General features: G+C 46.3%; 9 protein-coding genes, 3 rRNA genes and 1 pseudogene. 11 read left to right on the forward strand and 2 right to left on the reverse strand.

All coding sequences use genetic code 11. The annotated features are described in order from the left end of the window. The first annotated feature begins 56 nt into the window (after window positions 1-56). Window positions 57-2048 (forward strand): sigma-54 interaction domain-containing protein, encoded by a 1992-nt coding sequence (locus DESDE_RS01040; protein WP_014792191.1) that lies wholly within the window; start codon window positions 57-59, stop codon window positions 2046-2048. A gap of 107 nt (window positions 2049-2155) precedes the next feature. Further along, window positions 2156-2518 (forward strand): hypothetical protein, encoded by a 363-nt coding sequence (locus tag DESDE_RS01045; protein ID WP_014792192.1) that lies wholly within the window; start codon window positions 2156-2158, stop codon window positions 2516-2518. A gap of 146 nt (window positions 2519-2664) precedes the next feature. Here the strand turns inward: DESDE_RS01045 and DESDE_RS01050 are convergent, their stop codons facing one another. After that, entirely contained in the window at window positions 2665-5304 is a 2640-nt protein-coding gene (locus DESDE_RS01050) for a transglycosylase domain-containing protein (protein WP_014792193.1), read from the reverse strand. A 237-nt stretch (window positions 5305-5541) separates the two neighbouring features. On the opposite strand from DESDE_RS01050, the gene tyrS reads away from it, so the two are divergent. The 4 genes from tyrS to rrf all read left to right on the forward strand — a co-directional run bounded on the left by tyrS (window position 5542) and on the right by rrf (window position 12802). Next, window positions 5542-6807: a tyrosine--tRNA ligase gene (tyrS, locus tag DESDE_RS01055; RefSeq protein WP_014792194.1), complete on the forward strand. Its 1266-nt coding sequence runs from the start codon at window positions 5542-5544 to the stop codon at window positions 6805-6807. Window positions 6808-7378: 571 nt separating this feature from the next. Then, window positions 7379-9060 (forward strand): 16S ribosomal RNA (locus tag DESDE_RS01060). Between the two features lie 426 nt (window positions 9061-9486). Then, a 23S ribosomal RNA gene (locus tag DESDE_RS01065) occupies window positions 9487-12542 on the forward strand. A gap of 143 nt (window positions 12543-12685) precedes the next feature. Beyond that, a 5S ribosomal RNA gene (gene rrf, locus DESDE_RS01070) occupies window positions 12686-12802 on the forward strand. Together the 16S, 23S and 5S rRNA genes form the textbook arrangement of a ribosomal RNA operon. A 498-nt stretch (window positions 12803-13300) precedes the next feature. On the opposite strand, the pseudogene DESDE_RS22945 reads toward rrf, so the two are convergent. Further along, window positions 13301-14731 (reverse strand): annotated as a pseudogene (locus DESDE_RS22945) (transposase). 404 nt (window positions 14732-15135) lie between these two features. Here DESDE_RS22945 and rffA point away from each other — a divergent pair. The 5 genes from rffA to DESDE_RS01100 all read left to right on the forward strand — a co-directional run bounded on the left by rffA (window position 15136) and on the right by DESDE_RS01100 (window position 20100). After that, complete coding sequence (gene rffA, locus DESDE_RS01080) at window positions 15136-16278, forward strand: dTDP-4-amino-4,6-dideoxygalactose transaminase (RefSeq protein ID WP_014792196.1); 1143 nt, start codon at window positions 15136-15138, stop codon at window positions 16276-16278. Next, window positions 16278-17027, forward strand: coding sequence for a glycosyltransferase family 2 protein (locus DESDE_RS01085; protein WP_014792197.1), 750 nt, complete (start codon window positions 16278-16280; stop codon window positions 17025-17027). Before rffA ends, DESDE_RS01085 begins: the two co-directional genes overlap by 1 nt. Window positions 17028-17049: 22 nt before the next feature. Then, complete coding sequence (locus tag DESDE_RS01090) at window positions 17050-18294, forward strand: ATP-grasp domain-containing protein (protein ID WP_014792198.1); 1245 nt, start codon at window positions 17050-17052, stop codon at window positions 18292-18294. A gap of 61 nt (window positions 18295-18355) precedes the next feature. After that, a complete protein-coding gene (locus DESDE_RS01095) occupies window positions 18356-19321 on the forward strand; it encodes an ABC transporter substrate-binding protein (RefSeq protein ID WP_014792199.1) in 966 nt (321 codons plus the stop codon). Beyond that, window positions 19318-20100: an ABC transporter permease gene (locus DESDE_RS01100; protein ID WP_014792200.1), complete on the forward strand. Its 783-nt coding sequence runs from the start codon at window positions 19318-19320 to the stop codon at window positions 20098-20100. Before DESDE_RS01095 ends, DESDE_RS01100 begins: the two co-directional genes overlap by 4 nt. The last annotated feature ends 16 nt before the right edge of the window (window positions 20101-20116 follow it).

Genomic DNA, 20116 nt, shown 5'->3' on the forward strand with positions numbered 1-20116 from the left:
GGATTCAAGAGTAAGTGCGCTTGCTTCACCGTATATAGTTGAATGGAGGGAGCCCCATGAATGCTCACGAACTTTTTCAAAGGATAAGTCAAGGGACAGAAAAAGCCTATCTGGAAAAATGCAGAGATCAGCGGGAGCTTTTTATGAAAGGCAAGCCTGTGGATCAGCGCATTGTTCCCAAAGGAGTTTATAATTCATGGGTTCGAAGTCAGCAATACGGGGTGAATCCCTTTGAAAAACCTTGTCATCATCCCATAGATAAGTCGAGAAGCGATGACCTTAACCGTCTTATAGAGTACTTAGAGCGGTATCATTTCTTTATTAAACACGCTATAGAATTAATTGATTATGAAGGGTTTACCTTTTCCTTTGCCGCAAGAGGGGGGTTTACCAAGCAAATCCATGATAATATAGGGAGTCCTTTTGCCAATCTCATCGGAGAATGTTCAGAGAGAACGGTGGGAACCACAACTACTGCCCTTGCCTTAGCGGAGAACAGGCCGGTTGCTTTGGTCAGTCCTCTGAACTACCAAGACCGGCCTTACATAGAAGGGGTTGGGGTAGCGGCCCCGATTCACGATCCCCAAGGTGAGGTCCTGGGAGCAATCGCCATTGGTTTAAGAGATTGTGAAAGAGCTCAGGAAGCCTATTGGATGGTCACTTATCTTGCCCAGGTCTTTGATAGACTTTACTTACCGATTACCCAGCAGCATGAAAAGAAAATCAAGGATATTATTGATCTGCTTCCTCAAGGCGTGGCTTATGTCAATCATAAAAAATCGGTTCACTATAACGAGAAATTTCAAACCCTGGTGAATCTGAGCAAAGGAAAGAATCCCTTAAAGAAATTAAGCGAGTTCTTCTCCCAAGAAGATTGGGATTCAGCGTCTGCCCGCCAAGAGATTAAGGTGAATGGTAAGACCTTCATATTAAACAGCAGCATCTTGGATGAAGGTAAGATCGTAAAGAGCAAAGTCATCACCTTAGAAGAAAAACAGTTACTCCCTCAACGACTTGGGGAGAATGGTCAAGATCTCAAGGCTACTGATGGCTTATATAGCTTTGAAGATATCGTAGGCAACAGTGCTGAATTAAACGAAGCAAAATCCACTGGGTTGAATGTGGCAGGTACTTCTGTTCCGGTCCTGATCTTCGGGGAGAATGGAACAGGAAAGGAAATGTTTGCCCAGGCCATCCACGCAGCCAGTCCACGCCGGGAGAGGCCTTTTATTGCTATTAATTGCGGGGCTATTCCTGCGGAGTTGGTGGAAAGTGAGCTTTTTGGCTATGAGGAGGGTTCCTTTACAGGAGCCTTAAAAGGTGGTAAAGTAGGTAAGATCGAAGCGGCCTCCGGGGGAACCTTATTTCTAGATGAAATAGAAAGCATGCCCGTTCAGGATCAAATTAAACTTCTGAGGGTTCTTTCTACAGGGAAAGTCCAAAAGGTGGGGAGTACCAAAGAAATCTCTGTGGATATCCGCTTAATCTCGGCTACGAAGAAGGACCTTCTGGAAGAGTCGGATAAGGGGTTATTCCGGGAGGATCTCTATTTCCGCATTAGTACTTTCATTATTGAATTACCTGCTTTGAGACAACGCAGGGAAGATATCCTGCTTTTGACGAAAGAATTTATCGAGAAATTCTCTCGTAAATATAGCCTGAGGCAAACCATTGAGATGGATCAAGAGTTTGTGGACGCCCTTGAAAATTACTCCTGGCGGGGAAATGTCCGAGAATTGGAGCACTCTATCGAGCGAGCTATCATTTTGATGGGAGCAGGTACGACTCTGAAGGCTGACTATTTATCTAAGAGAATCCAAGAATCTTATCAAAACTATCAAGTTAGAGGCTTGGTGGAAGATGTCCTGACCAAAGGTCTGAAGAAACAAGAACAAGGGCTCTTATACACAGCCGAGGCTATAATTATCGATCATGTACTCAAATCTGTCGGCGGTAATGTCACTGCGGCGGCTGAGAAATTAGGTGTAACCCGAAAGACGATTTATAATAAGTTACAAGAGCATCCTGACTTAAGAGCAGTCAAATAATCCAAAATGCTATCTTTCACAAATAAAAAGTTTTTGGATTATTCCAAGAACGTACTTGTTCGTGCAAGTTGTTGGTGATATTATACTACCTAGGGGGGTGAGTAGAAATGAGTAAAAAAGGTCGGTTTCTAGTGATGTTTGCGCTGTTTTTAAGCCTTTCCGTTGGACTGTTCTTAAGTTCGGCAGCGAACACAAACGCTTATCCTGACTTGAGTCCGGATGGCAAAACCTGTACTCCATGTCACGAAGAAGGTTTTGGCGGTGGGGCAGAGACTCCAGCGGGGACTCCGGCAGAGACTCCGTCTGAAACACCAGTAGAATCTCCGGATAAGACTCCAACAGAAGCTCCAGCTGAGCAACCTACTGAAGAGCCTGCAGAGGCCCATGAGCCCATGAGCCCATGGATTGTTGTTGGTGGAGTCGTCGTTATTCTGGCAATCATCTACTTCTTAGCGATTAAGAAGAAGTAAGCGATTCTGTCAGAAGCCAAGGATGGGCGTTATTAAACATAAGTTGCTTTGAACTCGACACATAACAAAGTGAAAAAGCCCATATAAAATCTGTTATGCAAAAGTCCGTGTGAAAATCTAAGTTTCACACGGACTTTTGCTATTCTTTAGTCTGTAATAGTCAGGATAGCTACTTTGGAAGGGGGGCTGGTTGCACCGCTTTCGGGGTCTCGTAAGCATGCCCAGAAACTATAATTACCCGGTGAGGGAGGTTCACCCTCTATGCTTAAGGGAATATGAATCTGATCTGATACTCCGGGCTGGGCATCGCTGGAGAAGGGCTGAACAAAATCACGGTTAGGGAATTTCACATACACGATGAGGCTGAGTCCTTCGCTTCCCTCAGGAAAGGCTACAGGGATGGTTACCAAGCTTTGGGCTGCATCATAAGCCACAGCTCCCAGGGTCGGAATCGGGATGCTGGGATCCCCTGCCGGCGGGGAGGTCGTCTCGCTGGGAGGAGGCGTTTCGTTATATTCTTGCTCAGGCATCTTATAGGGCTGCTCATCGCTTGGCCAAGTGACCTCAGGATCACGGCCGGTGATGTTAAGGAACACTTTTTTCTCTTTATTAATGGTGCCTGTACCGGCAAGATATTCAGGATGATCTTTATCGATTTCTTTTTCTACCCAAACATCACTGACACGGGTGGGGAAATCACCTTGAGCAGCAATCTCTCTGCGGATAAAATCCTTGGGTGTCAAACTGCTGGGTATTAATCCGGATTTTGTATCGAAGTCACCGCTGACTATACCGGAAGGTTGCTGGAATTCTGTCTGTACAGTCAAGCCTTCATGGGCCGTGGTCATGACATTTTTCCAGATTTGGGCCGGATACTGGCCGCCGTAAACTTTACGGAGATAGTGATTCTTGTCAGGGTCTTTATCATAGCCCATCCAGACTATGCCTACATACTCAGGTGTATAGCCTGCAAACCAGGCATCGGGGTTACCGGTACGATAACCGTAAATATCCGGGTCCAGAGAAGTGGTTCCCGTTTTACCGGCAACAGCCCAATTACCAAATTGAGCCCGGGTTCCCGTTCCGCTGGTGACGACGCTGCGCAGCATGCTGTTCATAAGATAAGCGGAGGTTTCCTTCATGGTTCGTTCCTTGGTAATCTGTGGAACGAGGACTTCTTTGCCGTTGGAGTCCAGCACTTTATCTATTGCATGAGGGGCCACCCGAACCCCGTTATTGGCAAACACACCATAGGCGGAAGCCATATCCAAGGTGGACATATGATTGGTTCCCAGAGATAAGCTCAAGACCTTATCGCTTTCTTCTAAGGGGAGTCCAAGACTGTTTTTGGCAAAGTTCCAACTGTATTCTATACCTACCTGATTCATAAGTTTGACCGCATAGACGTTGACGGAGTTTTGCACGGCAAAACGCATTGTTATAAGACCGCGCCAACCGGCGTACTCGGTATCGTAGTTGACGGGAGCCCATACTTGGCCATTGCCGGCATTATACTTAACAGGCATATCGTCCAGGACCGTTCCTGGGAAAAAGCCGCCTTTTTCAAGGGCCGGGGCATAGACCACCAAAGGCTTAACGGTTGAACCGGGTTGGCGGCGGGCTTGGGTGGCCCGGTTTAATCCTCGGGCTGTACTGTGATCCCGGCCGCCCACTAAAGCCCGAATGGCGCCTGTCTTGGGATCAAGGACGGTCATAGCTCCTTGAACGGGGATTTCGTCCACACTTTGCGGGAAGTTCGCAGCATTGGCAAATTCCTTCTCTGCTGCTGCCTGAATCTTCGTGTCTACAGTGGTATAGATTCTTAAGCCGCCGTTGAAGATTTGGTCCTCTGTAAGACCGTGTTCATTGATGAGCTCTTCAATGACATGATCGACAAAATAAGGATATTGATAATTAGTACCGGCAACCAGCGGTTTTTCCGATTCGGCCCGGTTGGCCTTGACGTTTTCCACATGCTCAAAAGGCGAGTCTTTGTATTGCTCATACTCATCGGCTGTAATAAGGTCTGCGTCCCTCATTACGCCGAGTACGATTGTTCGGCGTTTTTTAGCTTCTTCAGGGTGATAATAGGGGTTATAGCCGCTGGGAGCCTGTGGCAACCCGGCAAGAAGTGCGATTTCATCAGGATCCAGCTCCTTGAGATCTTTGCCAAAATAGGTCTTGGCGGCAGCTTGAATACCGAAAGAGGATTCACCGAAAAAGATGCGATTAAGATAAAAGGTGAGGATTTCGTCTTTTGTGTACTCCCTTTCCAGTTGGATAGCCAGAGCTGCTTGTTGAAGCTTGCGAACCAGGGTTTTTTCCCGAGGGTTCTCAATGAAGGCATTGTTGGCAAGCTGCATGGTAATGGTGCTGGCGCCTTCTTTCCAAGACTGACTTTTCAAGTCGGCGATCAGGGAACCCGCAATCCGGATGGGATCCACACCAAAATGATCGTTAAACCGTTTGTCTTCCACAGCTATAAACGTGTCTTTTACAAGCTGGGGAATCTCTGATGAATCCACCATCTGCCGATTCTCTGCGGCATGGAGCTCGGCAATTTGATTCTCGTCCATATCATAGACAAAGGAAGTTTGCTTTTGGTTGGTCAAGGTATCGGGATGCCAATCCGGGGTTCCAGCGACAACGTACAGGACATAAATCAATAAGGCTATACAAGCCAATGTGAATACGGAGCCAAAACTCACTAAAAAGACCCGTAATTTTGAAACACGCTTCTTCTTTCGAGGTCTTTTCGGTGGAGTTTTTTTTGGGGGAGATGCCATATCTTGTCCCTCCTGAATTAATAATAATTTTCCAAGTCTTGTTCCGGTGAACAACATGATGAAAAAGTACACTGTTTAAGTGTACTTCGTCACAGCAGAATTATAACATATTTTCGTTATTAACAAAATCTCTAGATTATGGGACAAGTTCAAAGGCCTATTGTGTATAGATCTTTACGAGTTGATATGGAAGTCATAAAACAGTATAATAATAAGAATTAGGGGGGAATGAAAGGCATGAATATTCTCGATGATTTAAAAGCCAGAGGTTTAGTCTATCAAACAACGGACGAAGACGCATTGCATAAGCGTCTTGAATCACCCATGACCTTGTATTGTGGTTTTGATCCGACTGCGGATAGTTTACATATCGGCCATCTGCTGCCCGTCTTAATGCTCAGACGCTTTCAACTTGCGGGACACCGCCCCATTGCGCTGGTGGGCGGGGGAACCGGCTTAATCGGCGATCCCAGCGGCAAAACCAGCGAGAGGACCCTGAATCCTACGGAGGTGGTTCAGGAATGGGCTGATCGGATTAAGGAACAACTGAGTTGCTTCCTTGATTTTGACGGAATCGAGAATCCAGCTATTATGGCCAATAACTATGAATGGCTGGGAACAATCAATGTTATCGAATTCCTAAGGGATATCGGGAAGAACTTTTCTTTGGGAACCATGTTAGCTAAGGAATCCGTGGAATCAAGAATGAGTCGTGGGATTTCCTTCACGGAATTCAGCTATCAGATTCTGCAATCTTATGATTTTCTCAAGCTCAACGAGCTTTATAGCTGTGAGATGCAAATCGGTGGCAGTGACCAATGGGGAAATATCACCTCAGGGACGGACCTGATTCGCCGGATGTCTGTGGGAGAAGATCGTCAGATTCACGGCTTGACGGTACCTTTGGTTACCAAAAGTGATGGAACCAAGTTTGGTAAGACGGAAGGCGGAGCGGTCTGGCTGGATCCGAATAAGACCTCGCCTTATAAGTTCTATCAATTCTGGATAAACACCGACGACCGGGATGTGGTGAAGTACCTTAATTTCTTTACCTTCCTTTCCATTGAAGAAATCCATGGCTTAGCTCAGGAAGTGGAGAACCAACCGGAAAAACGAAATGCCCAGAGGATGCTGGCCAAGGAAGTAACCGAGCTGGTCCATGGGGTTGAAGCTCGCGAGCGGGCTGAGAAGATTTCCCAGGCTTTATTTACCGGGGGGATTGAAAATCTAACCGCCGTTGAAGTGGAAGAAGGCTTTAGTGATGTACCTTCTGCTGATGTGGAGAATCAGGAGATGCTTCTCGTGGATGCACTGATTAAGGTGGGTGCAGTATCCTCCAGGAGACAAGCCCGGGAATCCATGGAGAGCGGAGCGGTGTATGTAAATGGTATTCGGCAGACCGATACAGCCCTTACCGTGGCCCAGTTGGATAAAATTGAAAACCGGTTTATCGTCATTCGACGGGGCAAGAAGAATTATTACTTAATGAAATTGCTCGGATAGGAATCAGCACGGCAGTGGAACACTCGCCGTGCTTTTTTGACGTTTGGGGAGAGCTCCTTTGCGATATTAGGATATTGGATAATATTCTGACTGCAGCTTTGTTCCTATAATCAGGTGAAAACTAAGTGATTAAAAATAGTGTGTTGACATAGTTATATTTCAGTGATATTATGACAAAGCCTCGTGGAAAGAACTTGTGCCATGAGGGAGCTTTTAAAAGTCTTTTATAGAAATTAAAAAAAGATGTTGACTTTTCGAAGACGCTTTGATAAAATCTATAAATGTCGCCGCTAGTAAGGCGAGCTTTTAAAAATCATCGGACTAAGGGGTCGGATGGTGCAGGGGCAGTTGCTCAAGAGGGTTATAATATCAAGAATTCATAAGATGCCGAGAGGCTAAAAACAATGAAGAAATTGGTAGTTGACGCAAACGAGCAAATCTGCTAAACTAAGGTTCCGTCACCGAGAGTGGCGAAAGAAAAGATGGTCTTTGAAAACTAAACAACAAGGAACAGCCAATGACTCGTCAAATGAGTAAAGACAATTTGAGCAATCAAATTTTCTTCATAAATTTTATGGAGAGTTTGATCCTGGCTCAGGACGAACGCTGGCGGCGTGCCTAACACATGCAAGTCGAACGGACTAACGTTTAGCACTGAGTGTTCAGTGAAGTTGGTTAAAGCGAGAGCTCGAACGTAGTGGAACGAAGAGAGAGCTCCACGCATTATAAAGTGCCAACACAGTTTATTAGAAAGAACATGAAGAACACTGAGTGCTAGACGTTAGTTAGTGGCGGACGGGTGAGTAACGCGTGGATAACCTACCCAATAGACCGGGACAACCCTTGGAAACGAGGGCTAATACCGGATAAGCTTATCTCATGGCATCATGGGATAAGGAAAGATGGCCTCTGAACATGCTATCGTTAATGGATGGATCCGCGTCTGATTAGCTAGTTGGTGGGGTAAAGGCCTACCAAGGCGACGATCAGTAGCCGGCCTGAGAGGGTGAACGGCCACACTGGGACTGAGACACGGCCCAGACTCCTACGGGAGGCAGCAGTGGGGAATCTTCCGCAATGGACGAAAGTCTGACGGAGCAACGCCGCGTGTACGACGAAGGCCTTCGGGTTGTAAAGTACTGTCTTCAGGGACGAACGGCAGGTATGAAAATATTGTACTTGCATGACGGTACCTGAGGAGGAAGCCCCGGCTAACTACGTGCCAGCAGCCGCGGTAATACGTAGGGGGCAAGCGTTGTCCGGAATCATTGGGCGTAAAGGGCGCGTAGGCGGATGATTAAGTCTGGTGTGAAAACCTAGGGCTCAACCCTGGGACTGCATCGGAAACTGGTTATCTTGAGGACAGGAGAGGAAAGTGGAATTCCACGTGTAGCGGTGAAATGCGTAGATATGTGGAGGAACACCAGTGGCGAAGGCGACTTTCTGGACTGTAACTGACGCTGAGGCGCGAAAGCGTGGGGAGCAAACAGGATTAGATACCCTGGTAGTCCACGCCGTAAACGATGAGTGCTAGGTGTAGAGGGTATCGACCCCCTCTGTGCCGCAGTTAACACACTAAGCACTCCGCCTGGGGAGTACGGCCGCAAGGTTGAAACTCAAAGGAATTGACGGGGGCCCGCACAAGCGGTGGAGCATGTGGTTTAATTCGACGCAACGCGAAGAACCTTACCAAGGCTTGACATCCATAGAATCCCGTGGAAACATGGGAGTGCCCTTCGGGGAGCTATGAGACAGGTGGTGCATGGTTGTCGTCAGCTCGTGTCGTGAGATGTTGGGTTAAGTCCCGCAACGAGCGCAACCCCTATGTTTAGTTGCCAGCAAGTAAGGTTGGGCACTCTAGACAGACTGCCGGTGACAAACCGGAGGAAGGTGGGGATGACGTCAAATCATCATGCCCCTTATGTCTTGGGCTACACACGTGCTACAATGGCCAGTACAGACGGAAGCGAAGCCGTGAGGTGGAGCAAATCCGAGAAAGCTGGTCTCAGTTCGGATTGTTCTCTGCAACTCGAGAACATGAAGTCGGAATCGCTAGTAATCGCAGGTCAGCATACTGCGGTGAATACGTTCCCGGGCCTTGTACACACCGCCCGTCACACCACGAAAGTCTGCAACACCCGAAGCCGGTGAGGTAACCCTTTTGGGAGCTAGCCGTCGAAGGTGGGGCCGATGATTGGGGTGAAGTCGTAACAAGGTAGCCGTATCGGAAGGTGCGGCTGGATCACCTCCTTTCTAAGGAGACATGTTCACTCTGGTAGTGAGCATATCCTAAGGTCGATGCTTTGAAGGACGTCATGGAAGCAATGAAGTGAAACGATTCAAAGTTGGAGAAGTCTAAGAGACTTCTGAAAGCCGAAGAGGCAAAACGGAGCAATCCGTAAAGTATGAGAAATGAAGCTGTTGAAGTTAAAAGCTAACTTGTTGTTTAGTTTTGAGGGACCAGCAATGGAAACTCAATATTTTTTTGACCAAAAATAAGGAAGCTCATTGAGCAATCTTTTGAATTGGCAAAAATTACAGATTGAAAGTAAAGCTGAAAAATGCTAAACTAACAATCCGCTGAGAAATCAGCCCATGTTCTTTGAAAACTGCACAGAGAAGAAGAAAACTGTAATTAGGATAACATCTAAAACCTAGAAGTGGCGGCAAAAAACGTTTGGTCAAGCTACTAAGGGCGTACGGTGGATGCCTAGGCGCTAAGAGTCGAAGAAGGACGCGGCGAGCGGCGAAACGCCACGGGGAGCAGTAAGCATGCCTTGATCCGTGGATATCCGAATGGGGCAACCCATCCAGAGTCATATCTGGATATCTGTAACTGAATCCATAGGTTGCAGAAGACAACCCGGGGAACTGAAACATCTAAGTACCCGGAGGAAGAGAAAGAATAATCGATTCCCTGAGTAGCGGCGAGCGAAACGGGAACAGCCCAAACCAATCCCTTCGGGGGTTGGGGTTGTAGGACCCTCTATTAAGTCTGTATCTCTAGTCGAAGAGGTCTGGAAAGGCCGAGCAAAGAAGGTAACACTCCTGTAGGCGAAAGAGAGAAAGACTGTGAGGGTATCCTGAGTACCGCGGGACACGTGAAACCCCGTGGGAAGCTGGGAGGACCACCTCCCAAGGCTAAATACTCCTTAGCGACCGATAGCGAACCAGTACCGTGAGGGAAAGGTGAAAAGCACCCCGGGAGGGGAGTGAAAGAGAACCTGAAACCGTACGCTTACAAGCAGTCAAAGCACCATAAAGGTGTGATGGCGTGCCTTTTGTAGAATGAACCGGCGAGTTACGGTATGTAGCAAGGTTAAGACGAGAAGTCGGAGCCGAAGCGAAAGCGAGTCTGAAGAGGGCGATGAGTTACATGCTGTAGACCCGAAACCGTGTGATCTACCCATGGACAGGGTGAAGGTGGGGTAAAACCCACTGGAGGCCCGAACTCACTGTCGTTGAAAAGACAGGGGATGAGCTGTGGGTAGGGGAGAAATTCCAATCGAACACGGAGATAGCTGGTTCTCCCCGAAATAGCTTTAGGGCTAGCCTCAATTAATGATTCTTGGCGGTAAAGCACTGAATAGGCTAGGGGCCTTACCGGGTTACCGAACCTTATCAAACTCAGAATGCCAAGAATTTAGATTGGGAGTCAGACTGTGGGGGATAAGCTTCATAGTCAAAAGGGAAACAGCCCAGACCATCAGCTAAGGTCCCCAAGTATACGCTAAGTGGAAAAGGATGTGGAATTGCATAGACAACCAGGATGTTGGCTCAGAAGCAGCCACCATTTAAAGAGTGCGTAATAGCTCACTGGTCGAGTGGTTCTGCGCCGAAAATGTAACGGGGCTCAAGCGTATCACCGAAGCTATGGCTTGGAACGGAATTATTAAGTCTTTAGAAAAGGAGCACTAAGGGAAGTTGCATGAGGAATTTTGCTTCCAATGAGGAAGACAAAGGCTTGAATGAAAGCAAAATTTCCAAATGTCCTCAAGGGGCTCAAGAAAAGCTAAGGGTTTAATAATTCCGTTCCAGGGGTAGGGGAGCGTTCTATTCGCAGCGAAGTCAGACTGTGAGGTCTGGTGGAGTGAATAGAAGTGAGAATGCCGGTATGAGTATGCGAAAAGGTGAGTGAGAATCTCACCCGCCGAAAACCTAAGGATTCCTGGGGAAGGCTCGTCCGCCCAGGGTAAGTCGGGACCTAAGCCGAGGCGTAAAGCGTAGGCGATGGACAACTGGTTGAGATTCCAGTACCACTGAGAAGCGTTTGAGCGATGGGGTGACACAGAAGGATAGGTTAAGCGTGCCGTTGGTTGAGCACGCCCAAGCCCGTAGGGTGTGAGATAGGCAAATCCGTCTCGCGAATAAACCTAAAAGGTGATGGGGAGCGAAATAAGTAGCGAAGTAACCGACTCCAAGCTGTCAAGAAAAGCCTCTAGCGAGCTTACTTAGTGCCCGTACCGTAAACCGACACAGGTAGGTAAGGAGAGAATCCTAAGGCGCGCGAGAAAACCCTCGTTAAGGAACTCGGCAAAATGACCCCGTAACTTCGGGAGAAGGGGTGCTCTAGAGATAGAGCCGCAGAGAAGAGGTCCAGGCGACTGTTTATCAAAAACACAGGTTCCTGCCAATCTGAAAAGAGAAGTATAGGAGCTGACGCCTGCCCGGTGCTGGAAGGTTAAGAGGAGAGGTTAGCCCGAAAGAGCGAAGCTTTGAATTGAAGCCCCAGTAAACGGCGGCCGTAACTATAACGGTCCTAAGGTAGCGAAATTCCTTGTCAGGTAAGTTCTGACCCGCACGAAAGGCGTAACGATCTGGACACTGTCTCAACGAGGGACTCGGCGAAATTGTAATACCCGTGAAGATGCGGGTTACCTGCGACAGGACAGAAAGACCCCATGGAGCTTTACTGTAGCTTGACATTGGACTTTGGTATGAAATGTACAGGATAGGTGGGAGACTAAGAAGCTAGGGCGCCAGCCTTGGTGGAGTCACAGGTGGGATACCACTCTTTTTGTACTGAAGTTCTAACCTAGGCCCCTGAATCGGGGTTGGGGACCGTGTCAGGTGGGCAGTTTGACTGGGGCGGTCGCCTCCTAAAGAGTAACGGAGGCGCCCAAAGGTTCCCTCAGCGCGGATGGAAATCGCGCGAAGAGTGTAAAGGCACAAGGGAGCTTGACTGCGAGACCAACAAGTCGAGCAGGGACGAAAGTCGGGCTTAGTGATCCGGTGGTACCGAGTGGAAGGGCCATCGCTCAACGGATAAAAGCTACCCTGGGGATAACAGGCTTATCTCCCCCAAGAGTCCATATCGACGGGGAGGTTTGGCACCTCGATGTCGGCTCATCGCATCCTGGGGCTGTAGTAGGTCCCAAGGGTTGGGCTGTTCGCCCATTAAAGCGGTACGTGAGCTGGGTTCAGAACGTCGTGAGACAGTTCGGTCCCTATCCGTCGCAGGCGCAGGAAATTTGAGAGGAACTGACCCTAGTACGAGAGGACCGGGTTGGACGGATCACTGGTGTACCAGTTGTCTCGCCAGAGGCAGTGCTGGGTAGCTATATCCGGATCGGATAAGCGCTGAAAGCATCTAAGCGCGAAGCCGGCCTCAAGATGAGATTTCCCACAGCGTAAGCTGGTAAGACCCCTGAAAGATGATCAGGTAGATAGGCCCGGAGTGGAAGTGCGGCGACGCATGGAGCGGACGGGTACTAATCGGTCGAGGGCTTGACCTAACGTAAGGTCATGGAAAGGTCACCTCACTAAGGGGCTCAAGACTAAGGTGAGGAAAGATGGACGCTTAATTACAGTGAAGAAAACTCAACTCTGTGTAGTTTTGAGGGAACAGGAAGTTCGCTCAAAGATAACCACATAAAGATCTGGTGACTATACCGGAGGGGTACCACCCGTTCCCATCCCGAACACGGAAGTTAAGACCTTCAGGGCTGATGATACTTGGACCGCAGGGTCCTGGGAAAGTAAGTCGTTGCCAGGTAACGAAGAGACCATCTGAATAAGATGGTCTTTTTGCTTTTCGTTAAAGTATGCTGTTAGCTTTTTTCCTTGCGGAAAAAACATACCGGAGGGGTACCACCCCTACGCCGGCGCCACGTAGCTGGTTTATGTGGCCGTGTGGCTTGGCCGAAATGATGTACTACATCATTTCGTATCCCGAACAGGTCAGTTAAGACCTTCAGGGCTGATACGAAACCATCCGGTGACGAAAGCCGGATGAGGCTTTCGCCCAAGCCGCAAGACCACAGACGAAAACTGAGCGGCGCAGGTTGGTTTCGCGGCGTGCGCGCTGTGGGAAAAGGATACTGAACGCGCGAAGTAACTTCGTAACGCATTCGAAAGGATGGACTGAATCTGAAATCGGCCGCCGGCTGAAAGAAGCGAAGAGCTTGGTCAAGCTTTTTTGACGGATCGACAGCTCAAATTGGTCACCAGGGGTCTGTTGACAAATAGGGTAAATCATAGCGATTAAGGACCATCAACAATAATTAACTGAGAGATTTCTCTGCAGACTTACTATCCTCAGCTTAATTTGCGGATAGGAGACAGCTGGCCTGAGCGGTGCTGTCCCATACTTCACCAATCTTTTCAGGTTCAGGGCCATTGCCGAAAAGAGGCATTGTTCCTGGACTTTCTCAATGCCTCGCTTGCGAGTGAACCTTAGATTGTGACATCGCTTTTGAAGAGCAAAATTCCCTTCACATATTACCTGCCGCTTGCGCATGACGTAGCGGTATAAGGCTGTTCCGACTAAGGCGTGATGGCGTTCCTGATCTTCTTGATAGAAATCCCGTCTGACTTCTTTGTAATTCGCCTTCCCGGCAATACATTGGCTTTTCAAAGGACAGTTTTTACAATCTTCTGATCGTGTGACATAGTTTTTATCCACTCTGTAATGTGCTTTTCTTACACCTATGTAACGCAGTGTGCAGTCGTTAGGACAGATATAACGGTCATTCTGAACGTCATAGTGAAAATCCTCAATGGTAAACAGTCCTCTTTCTTTACGCCAATGGGCTGTATGACCAGGATTGACAGGGATATAGGCTCTTATTCCAAGCTGATGTAATCCATGATGAACTGCCACTGTATCATAGCCGCTATCCAATCCGGCATAGCGGAAAGGAAGTCGACATTCTTTCTTTTGGTAAGCTATCCGTTCCACACAATAGGGGGCGTCGGTCACATCCCCCGGCGTAACATGGACGTCGGTTACGATACCATAGCGGATATCTGAGCTTTGATGGCAAAGGTAGTGAAAGCCTGCCGGCTTGGGATGTCTGTGCATTCACCCGGCTTCAGGATCAGAGAGAGACTTTTTTTTAACCGTCAAGGTCATGTCTGCCTCTTCTGTTTTTTGCCGGATATGACCGCCATGCTCGTCGTTGAGCTTGAGCCAGTAGTCATTCGGACCTTCCACAAGAAGGACTTTCTCTGCATGTCCGTTAGCGGCATTGGCTTTAATATGGGTGGAATCCATGACAACGCATTCACCGCCGATGAGTCCTGCTTCGGCGCAACGCTCAACCACGGTATTAAAGATCTCCCGAAACACTTCCGTATCTTTGAACCGGCGTCTGCGGTTTTGAGAAAAGACCGAGTGATCCGGAACCTTATCTTCTAAGTCAAGACCTAGAAACCAACGATAGGCGATATTGACGAGGATCTCTTGTTCCAGCTTCCGTTCGGAGTCTATTCCGTAGAGGTAGCCGATCAGGAGCATTTTTACCAGAACAACCGGATCAATCGACGGTCTTCCTTTATCGCTGTATAACGGTCTCATGATGTCATAGACAAAGCTGAAATCTATGGCTGCGTCCAGCTTGCGCAGAAAGTGCCCTTTCGGCACGAGGTCCTCCATAAAGACACAAAGCATCCGGTTTTGTTTGTGTTGTTGCTCTTTCATCATTGGCGCCACCCCCTACACCATTATACCATGTCGAAGGAGATACCCTTTGATTTTCTAGGGTCTAAGGGGAGTGATGGTGAAAAAACGCCGGTTTTGAGACGAGTCATCTAGATGAGTAATTTCGAAATGATCTAATCTTGAACTTACTTGTCATATCTCGATGTTGGCTGACAAGCATCTATGCTTTTGTCAACAGACCCCCAGTGATCAATTTGACATAAACCCAGGCCCTGCTCTAGCTGTGTTTAACGGCATGTTGCCAGGTTGGCCGAGGGGCTTATAATAATTTATGTTAAAACTAAGAGGGATAATCAGAAAGGTCTCGAAATATATACTGCATTGAACAGCATTCCAGACGACGGAAGAGATAACCAAATTGATGAAAGGTAAATAGAAGGGGTCCTATGAATATTCCAAGTAATAAACCTTATTGGACAGAAAAAGAAAAGAGGAATATCCTTGATGCTCTGGAACGAGGTAAAATAAGTGGAGATGGTTATTACACTGAACGAGTAGCCGCCTTGTTAGAGGATAATTTTGGAGCAAGAAAGGTTTTGATGACTACATCAGGTACTCATGCTCTGGAGATGGCGGCCATGCTTATCGGTCTGGAACCTGAGGATGAAGTTATTATGCCTTCTTTTACCTTTGCTTCCACTGCTAATGCAGTATTGCTGAACGGAGCAAAGCCGGTCTTTGTTGAAGTGAAGCAGGAGAGCTTAAATGTTGACTCCATTGATATTGAGAGAAAAATTACAGAAAAAACGAAAGCCATTATACCGGTTCATTATGCCGGGGTAGCTTGTGATATGGACAGAATTATGGCAATTGCTTTAAATCATAATTTGAAGGTGATAGAAGATGCAGCTCAAGGAGTTAATGCGAAATATCGGGGGAAGTATTTAGGAACAATTGCTGACTTTGGGTGTTATAGCTTTCATGGTACAAAAAATTATATCTGTGGTGAGGGTGGGGCTTTACTGGTCAATCAAGAAAACACTCAAATCATAGAAAAAGCAGAGGTCATGAGGCAGAAGGGTACTGATCGTTGGCTTTTTTCGCGGGGTGATGTGAATAAATATAATTGGATTGATACTGGATCAAGTTATTCCCCATCCGACCTGTTAATGGCAGTTCTGCTGGCTCAGCTTGAGAATATGCAGGAAATTACGGAAAAGAGGAAAGCCGTTTATAAGGTTTATCGTAATGCTTTTGAGCCCTATGAGAGGCGGGGAATTCTTAAAATCATGAAGATCCCCCAGGAATGCGATCCAAATTATCATATATTTTGGGTAATATTCAATACTCAAGAAATAAGGGACTTTGTATTAAAAGAATTTAATCGTAAAGGAGTGGCGGCCTCTTTTCATTACCTTCCTCTCCATAGTTCTCCTATGGGTAAAAAAATGGGCTATAAACCGTGTGATTTACCGGTTACGGAGAAAGCCGCGAAGTGCTTGCTGCGTTTGCCGATTTATTCTGGGATGACGGAATCGGAGCTGCACTATGTCATCCAAAATGTTGAAACAATTATCGGGGCATTGTAATGGAAAAGATCAGTGTGGTTGTACCTGTCTATAATAGTCGGAAGACATTAGAAGTGCTCTGCTACCGGCTGAAGGAAACCTTTAAGAGACTATCTCTGGAATATGAAATTATCTTGGTCGATGATGGTAGTAAAGACAACAGTTTTAGCAAAATGATGGAGATCCATAGCAAAGATCCCGAAGTTAAGATCATTCAGCTAAAAAGAAATTTTGGTCAACAAAATGCCTTAATGTGTGGATTGCATTATGTAACTGGGACATATGCAGTAATTATGGATGATGATTTACAGAATCCACCAGAGGAGATAATTAAACTCTGGTCTAAAATTCGAGAGGGTTATGATATCGTTTATGGTTTGCCACCGCTGAACATTAAAAAAGAACAAGGTTACCGATATTGGGGCGGGATATTGAGAGATCTGCTTTTTAATCTTATGATTAACAAACCTCCGCAAATTAAGGTAAGCACTTTTCGTATTGTACATAGAGATTTGGTTAATAAGATTATTAAGGACCAAACTTCCTTTGTTTATATCTCGGCGATTATCTTTAAGCATAAAGTCAAAGCAGCTAATATCGAAGTTGAGCATCATAAAAGGGAGGTTGGCCGTTCCAACTACAGCATGTTACAATTAGCACAGCTTTACCTTAAGATTTTACTGAATTATGGTCCGGTTTTTTTCAAGTTTGCGCGGACCTCTCGGCCTCAATATGAAATAGCACAAATTCAAGGTAAAGGCCTCTTATAATAGGATGTTAGGGGGAACATCTTTGGCAAGGCTGTTGATTTTAGGAGGAAGCAATACTCAGCTGAATAGTGTGCTCCGTGCTAAAGAGAAAGGGCATACAGTAATCGTTGCCGACTATTTTGAAGATGCACCTGGCAAGAAATTTGCCGATTACGGCGAATTGACCAGTACATTTGATGTGGAAGGGTGCCTATCTATAGCCCGAAAATATAAAATAGACGGTATTTTGACCGTAGGGACAGATCAACCTGTTCTGACCTGTGCCAAGGTTGCGAATGAATTAGGGCTTTCATTTTTTTTGGATATTGAGCAGGCTAAAGCCGTAACTCATAAAAAAGTAATGAAAAAGATTTTTAAAGAAAACAAAATTCCCAGTGCAGAATTCAGATTCATAAACAATAATTTCCATGATGATGAGTTAAAGGGATTAAGATTTCCCTTAGTCATCAAGCCTCTTGATAGTCAGGGGCAACGTGGTGTTTATAAAGTATCCTCTTTGCAACAGATTCGCAGTTTATTGCCAAATGTTATGAGTTATTCTCGGGAAAAAGAAATTCTTGTTGAAGAATTTTATGAGAGTGAGGAGATCACCTTAAGTGGCTGGGTCCGAGATGGGAGAACTCATCTATTGACGGTTACCGATCGACAGACAATTTCTAGGGACCTACATATCGGTATTTGCATTGCGCATAACTTCCCTTCGAAGCATCTGCCTGCTTATCATGGAGAGATCCAAGAACTTATGGACAAAATTGTCAAGGCTTTTGGGATTGAAAATGGGCCCATTTATTTTCAAATGCTCATCGGCTCGGAAGGTATTAAGATCAATGAGATTGCCTGCAGAATTGGCGGAGCTTATGAGGATGAATTATTGCCGGTGCTCACCGGGGTAGATGTTCTCGAAATGTTGATCAATCATGCGACAGGGCATGAAGTCAATTATTCTGCACTGGAAAGATACGATTATTATAAGAATACAAACCATGCTACTGTTCAGATGATCTTTACTGTGCCGGGGACAGTAGGAATGATGACTCCCATGAAGGAAATCATGGCTTTACCGGGGGCTATATCAGGTAGGTATAATTATCACATAGGCAGTACTATTCAAGAAATTCAAAACGCTACCCAGCGAGTCGGCTATATGATATTTCTAAGTGATTCTGCTGAAAGTTTAAGATTAAAAATAGAGAAAGCCTTCGAAAAAATAGAGATTAGGGATACACAGGGTGAAAATATGCTCATTGATTTGCTATATAGGAAATAATTCAAAAGTTGGTTGCGAAATCCGCAAACAGATGATTTGGTACAGTTGTGGGGGCAAATTTATGAAGAGGAAAACTATCTTAAGTATTCTTGTCGCAACATTTTTTTGCTTAGCTTTGGTAGGCTGTAATATGACAAGTGAAGCTCAGGAAAAACGACTTCAAATCAAAATTGCAGAACAGTATGGTCTTGCCTATGCACCTTTGCAAATTATGAAGGAAAAACAACTCCTTGAAAAGAGTGTGCCAGGAATCGAAGTAAGCTGGCGGCAGCTGGGTAATACCGCAGCAATTCGGGAGGCCATGCTGGCGGGGGAGTTGGATATTGGCTTTATGGCCATTCCGCCGTTTCTAATCGGTTGGGATAAAGGCATGGACTGGAAGATTGCCTGTGGTCTTTCCTCCAGCCCCATTGGACTTGTGGTAAATAAAGATACGATTCAATCCATCCGGGATTTTACGAAGGAAGACAGAATAGCTTTGCCACAACCGGGAAGCATTCAACACATTTTATTATCTATGGCTTGTGAAAAAGAATGGGGTGATCCTAAACGATTGGATAATCAATTGATTACCCTCGATCATCCGGATGGTATGAGCGCTCTTTTGGCCCGAAGTGAGGTCAGTGCACATTTTACGACCCCGCCTTATTTATTTAAAGAATTAGACGAACCAGGAATACATCAAATTCTGGATGGGCAGGCGGTCATGGGGGAAGAATTTACTTTTGCAGTGGGTGTTACTACCGGAAAGTTCTATAAGGAGCAGCCTGAAGTTTATGAGGCTTTTCTCAAAGCACTGGAAGAGGCCCTGAACTTTATGGAAGATAATCCAACGGAAACGGTGAGCATTCTGGCAAGAGCTTACCAAATGGACCGAGAAGAGTTATTGAACTACCTAGAACGTTCGGATACGACCTTTAGCATCGAGGTTCAGGGCGTCATGAAATTCGCTGACTTCATGCAAAAATATAGCTATATTAATCGTAAACCGACTCATCTAGAGGAAGTATTATGGGATAGGCAATGAGAAATAAAGATTTCGGCAGTAAACAGAAGACTCGACTGTTTTGGATCGCTGTGATCCTTGCAGTTTGGGAGATTACGGCTCAAAGTGGTATTTTTCCAGAGGCGATTTTCCCCTCCCTTCTAGTGATAGCAAAGGCTTTGGGAAATTCGGTTGTCAGCGGGGAGATTCTTTTACAGACAAGTTTTTCACTGGCCCTAATCCTTCAGGGACTCCTGATTGGCCTGTTGGCGGCAATTCTGGCAAGTGCTCTGGCTGTCAGTCATAAGGGTGTTCACGGTTTGGTGGATACCCTTACCGCTATTGCTCATCCCCTACCGGGAATAGCTCTTTTGCCATTAATCATTATTTGGTTTGGTACGGGGACTGTTTCAATCATTGTTATTATCGTGCATTCGGTGATTTGGCCTATGATCTTAAATATTATGGCCGGTTTTAAAGCTATACCCCCTATATACAAAGAAGCAGGGCTTAATCTGGGGTTAAATCATTTTCACATCATTAAAGATATCATGATTCCGGCTTCCTTCCCCTATGTGTTATCTGGATTGCGCATCGGTTGGGCTAGGGCATGGCGAGCCCTGATCAGTGCGGAAATGATCTTTGGTGCGGTTGGTTTAAACGGCGGTTTAGGATGGTATATTTTTAAACAAAGAGTGTTTATGGATACTCCCGGGATCTTTGCCGGGTTATTCGTTATTGTCCTGATTGGGATTGTCGTAGAAGACTTTTTCTTTGCTGCCATAGAAGAAAGGACCACTAAAAAATGGGGAATGACTTAAACGTAACAATCCGCCT

It is taken from the genome of Desulfitobacterium dehalogenans ATCC 51507, from assembly GCF_000243155.2.
GTDB classification, from domain to species: domain Bacteria; phylum Bacillota; class Desulfitobacteriia; order Desulfitobacteriales; family Desulfitobacteriaceae; genus Desulfitobacterium; species Desulfitobacterium dehalogenans.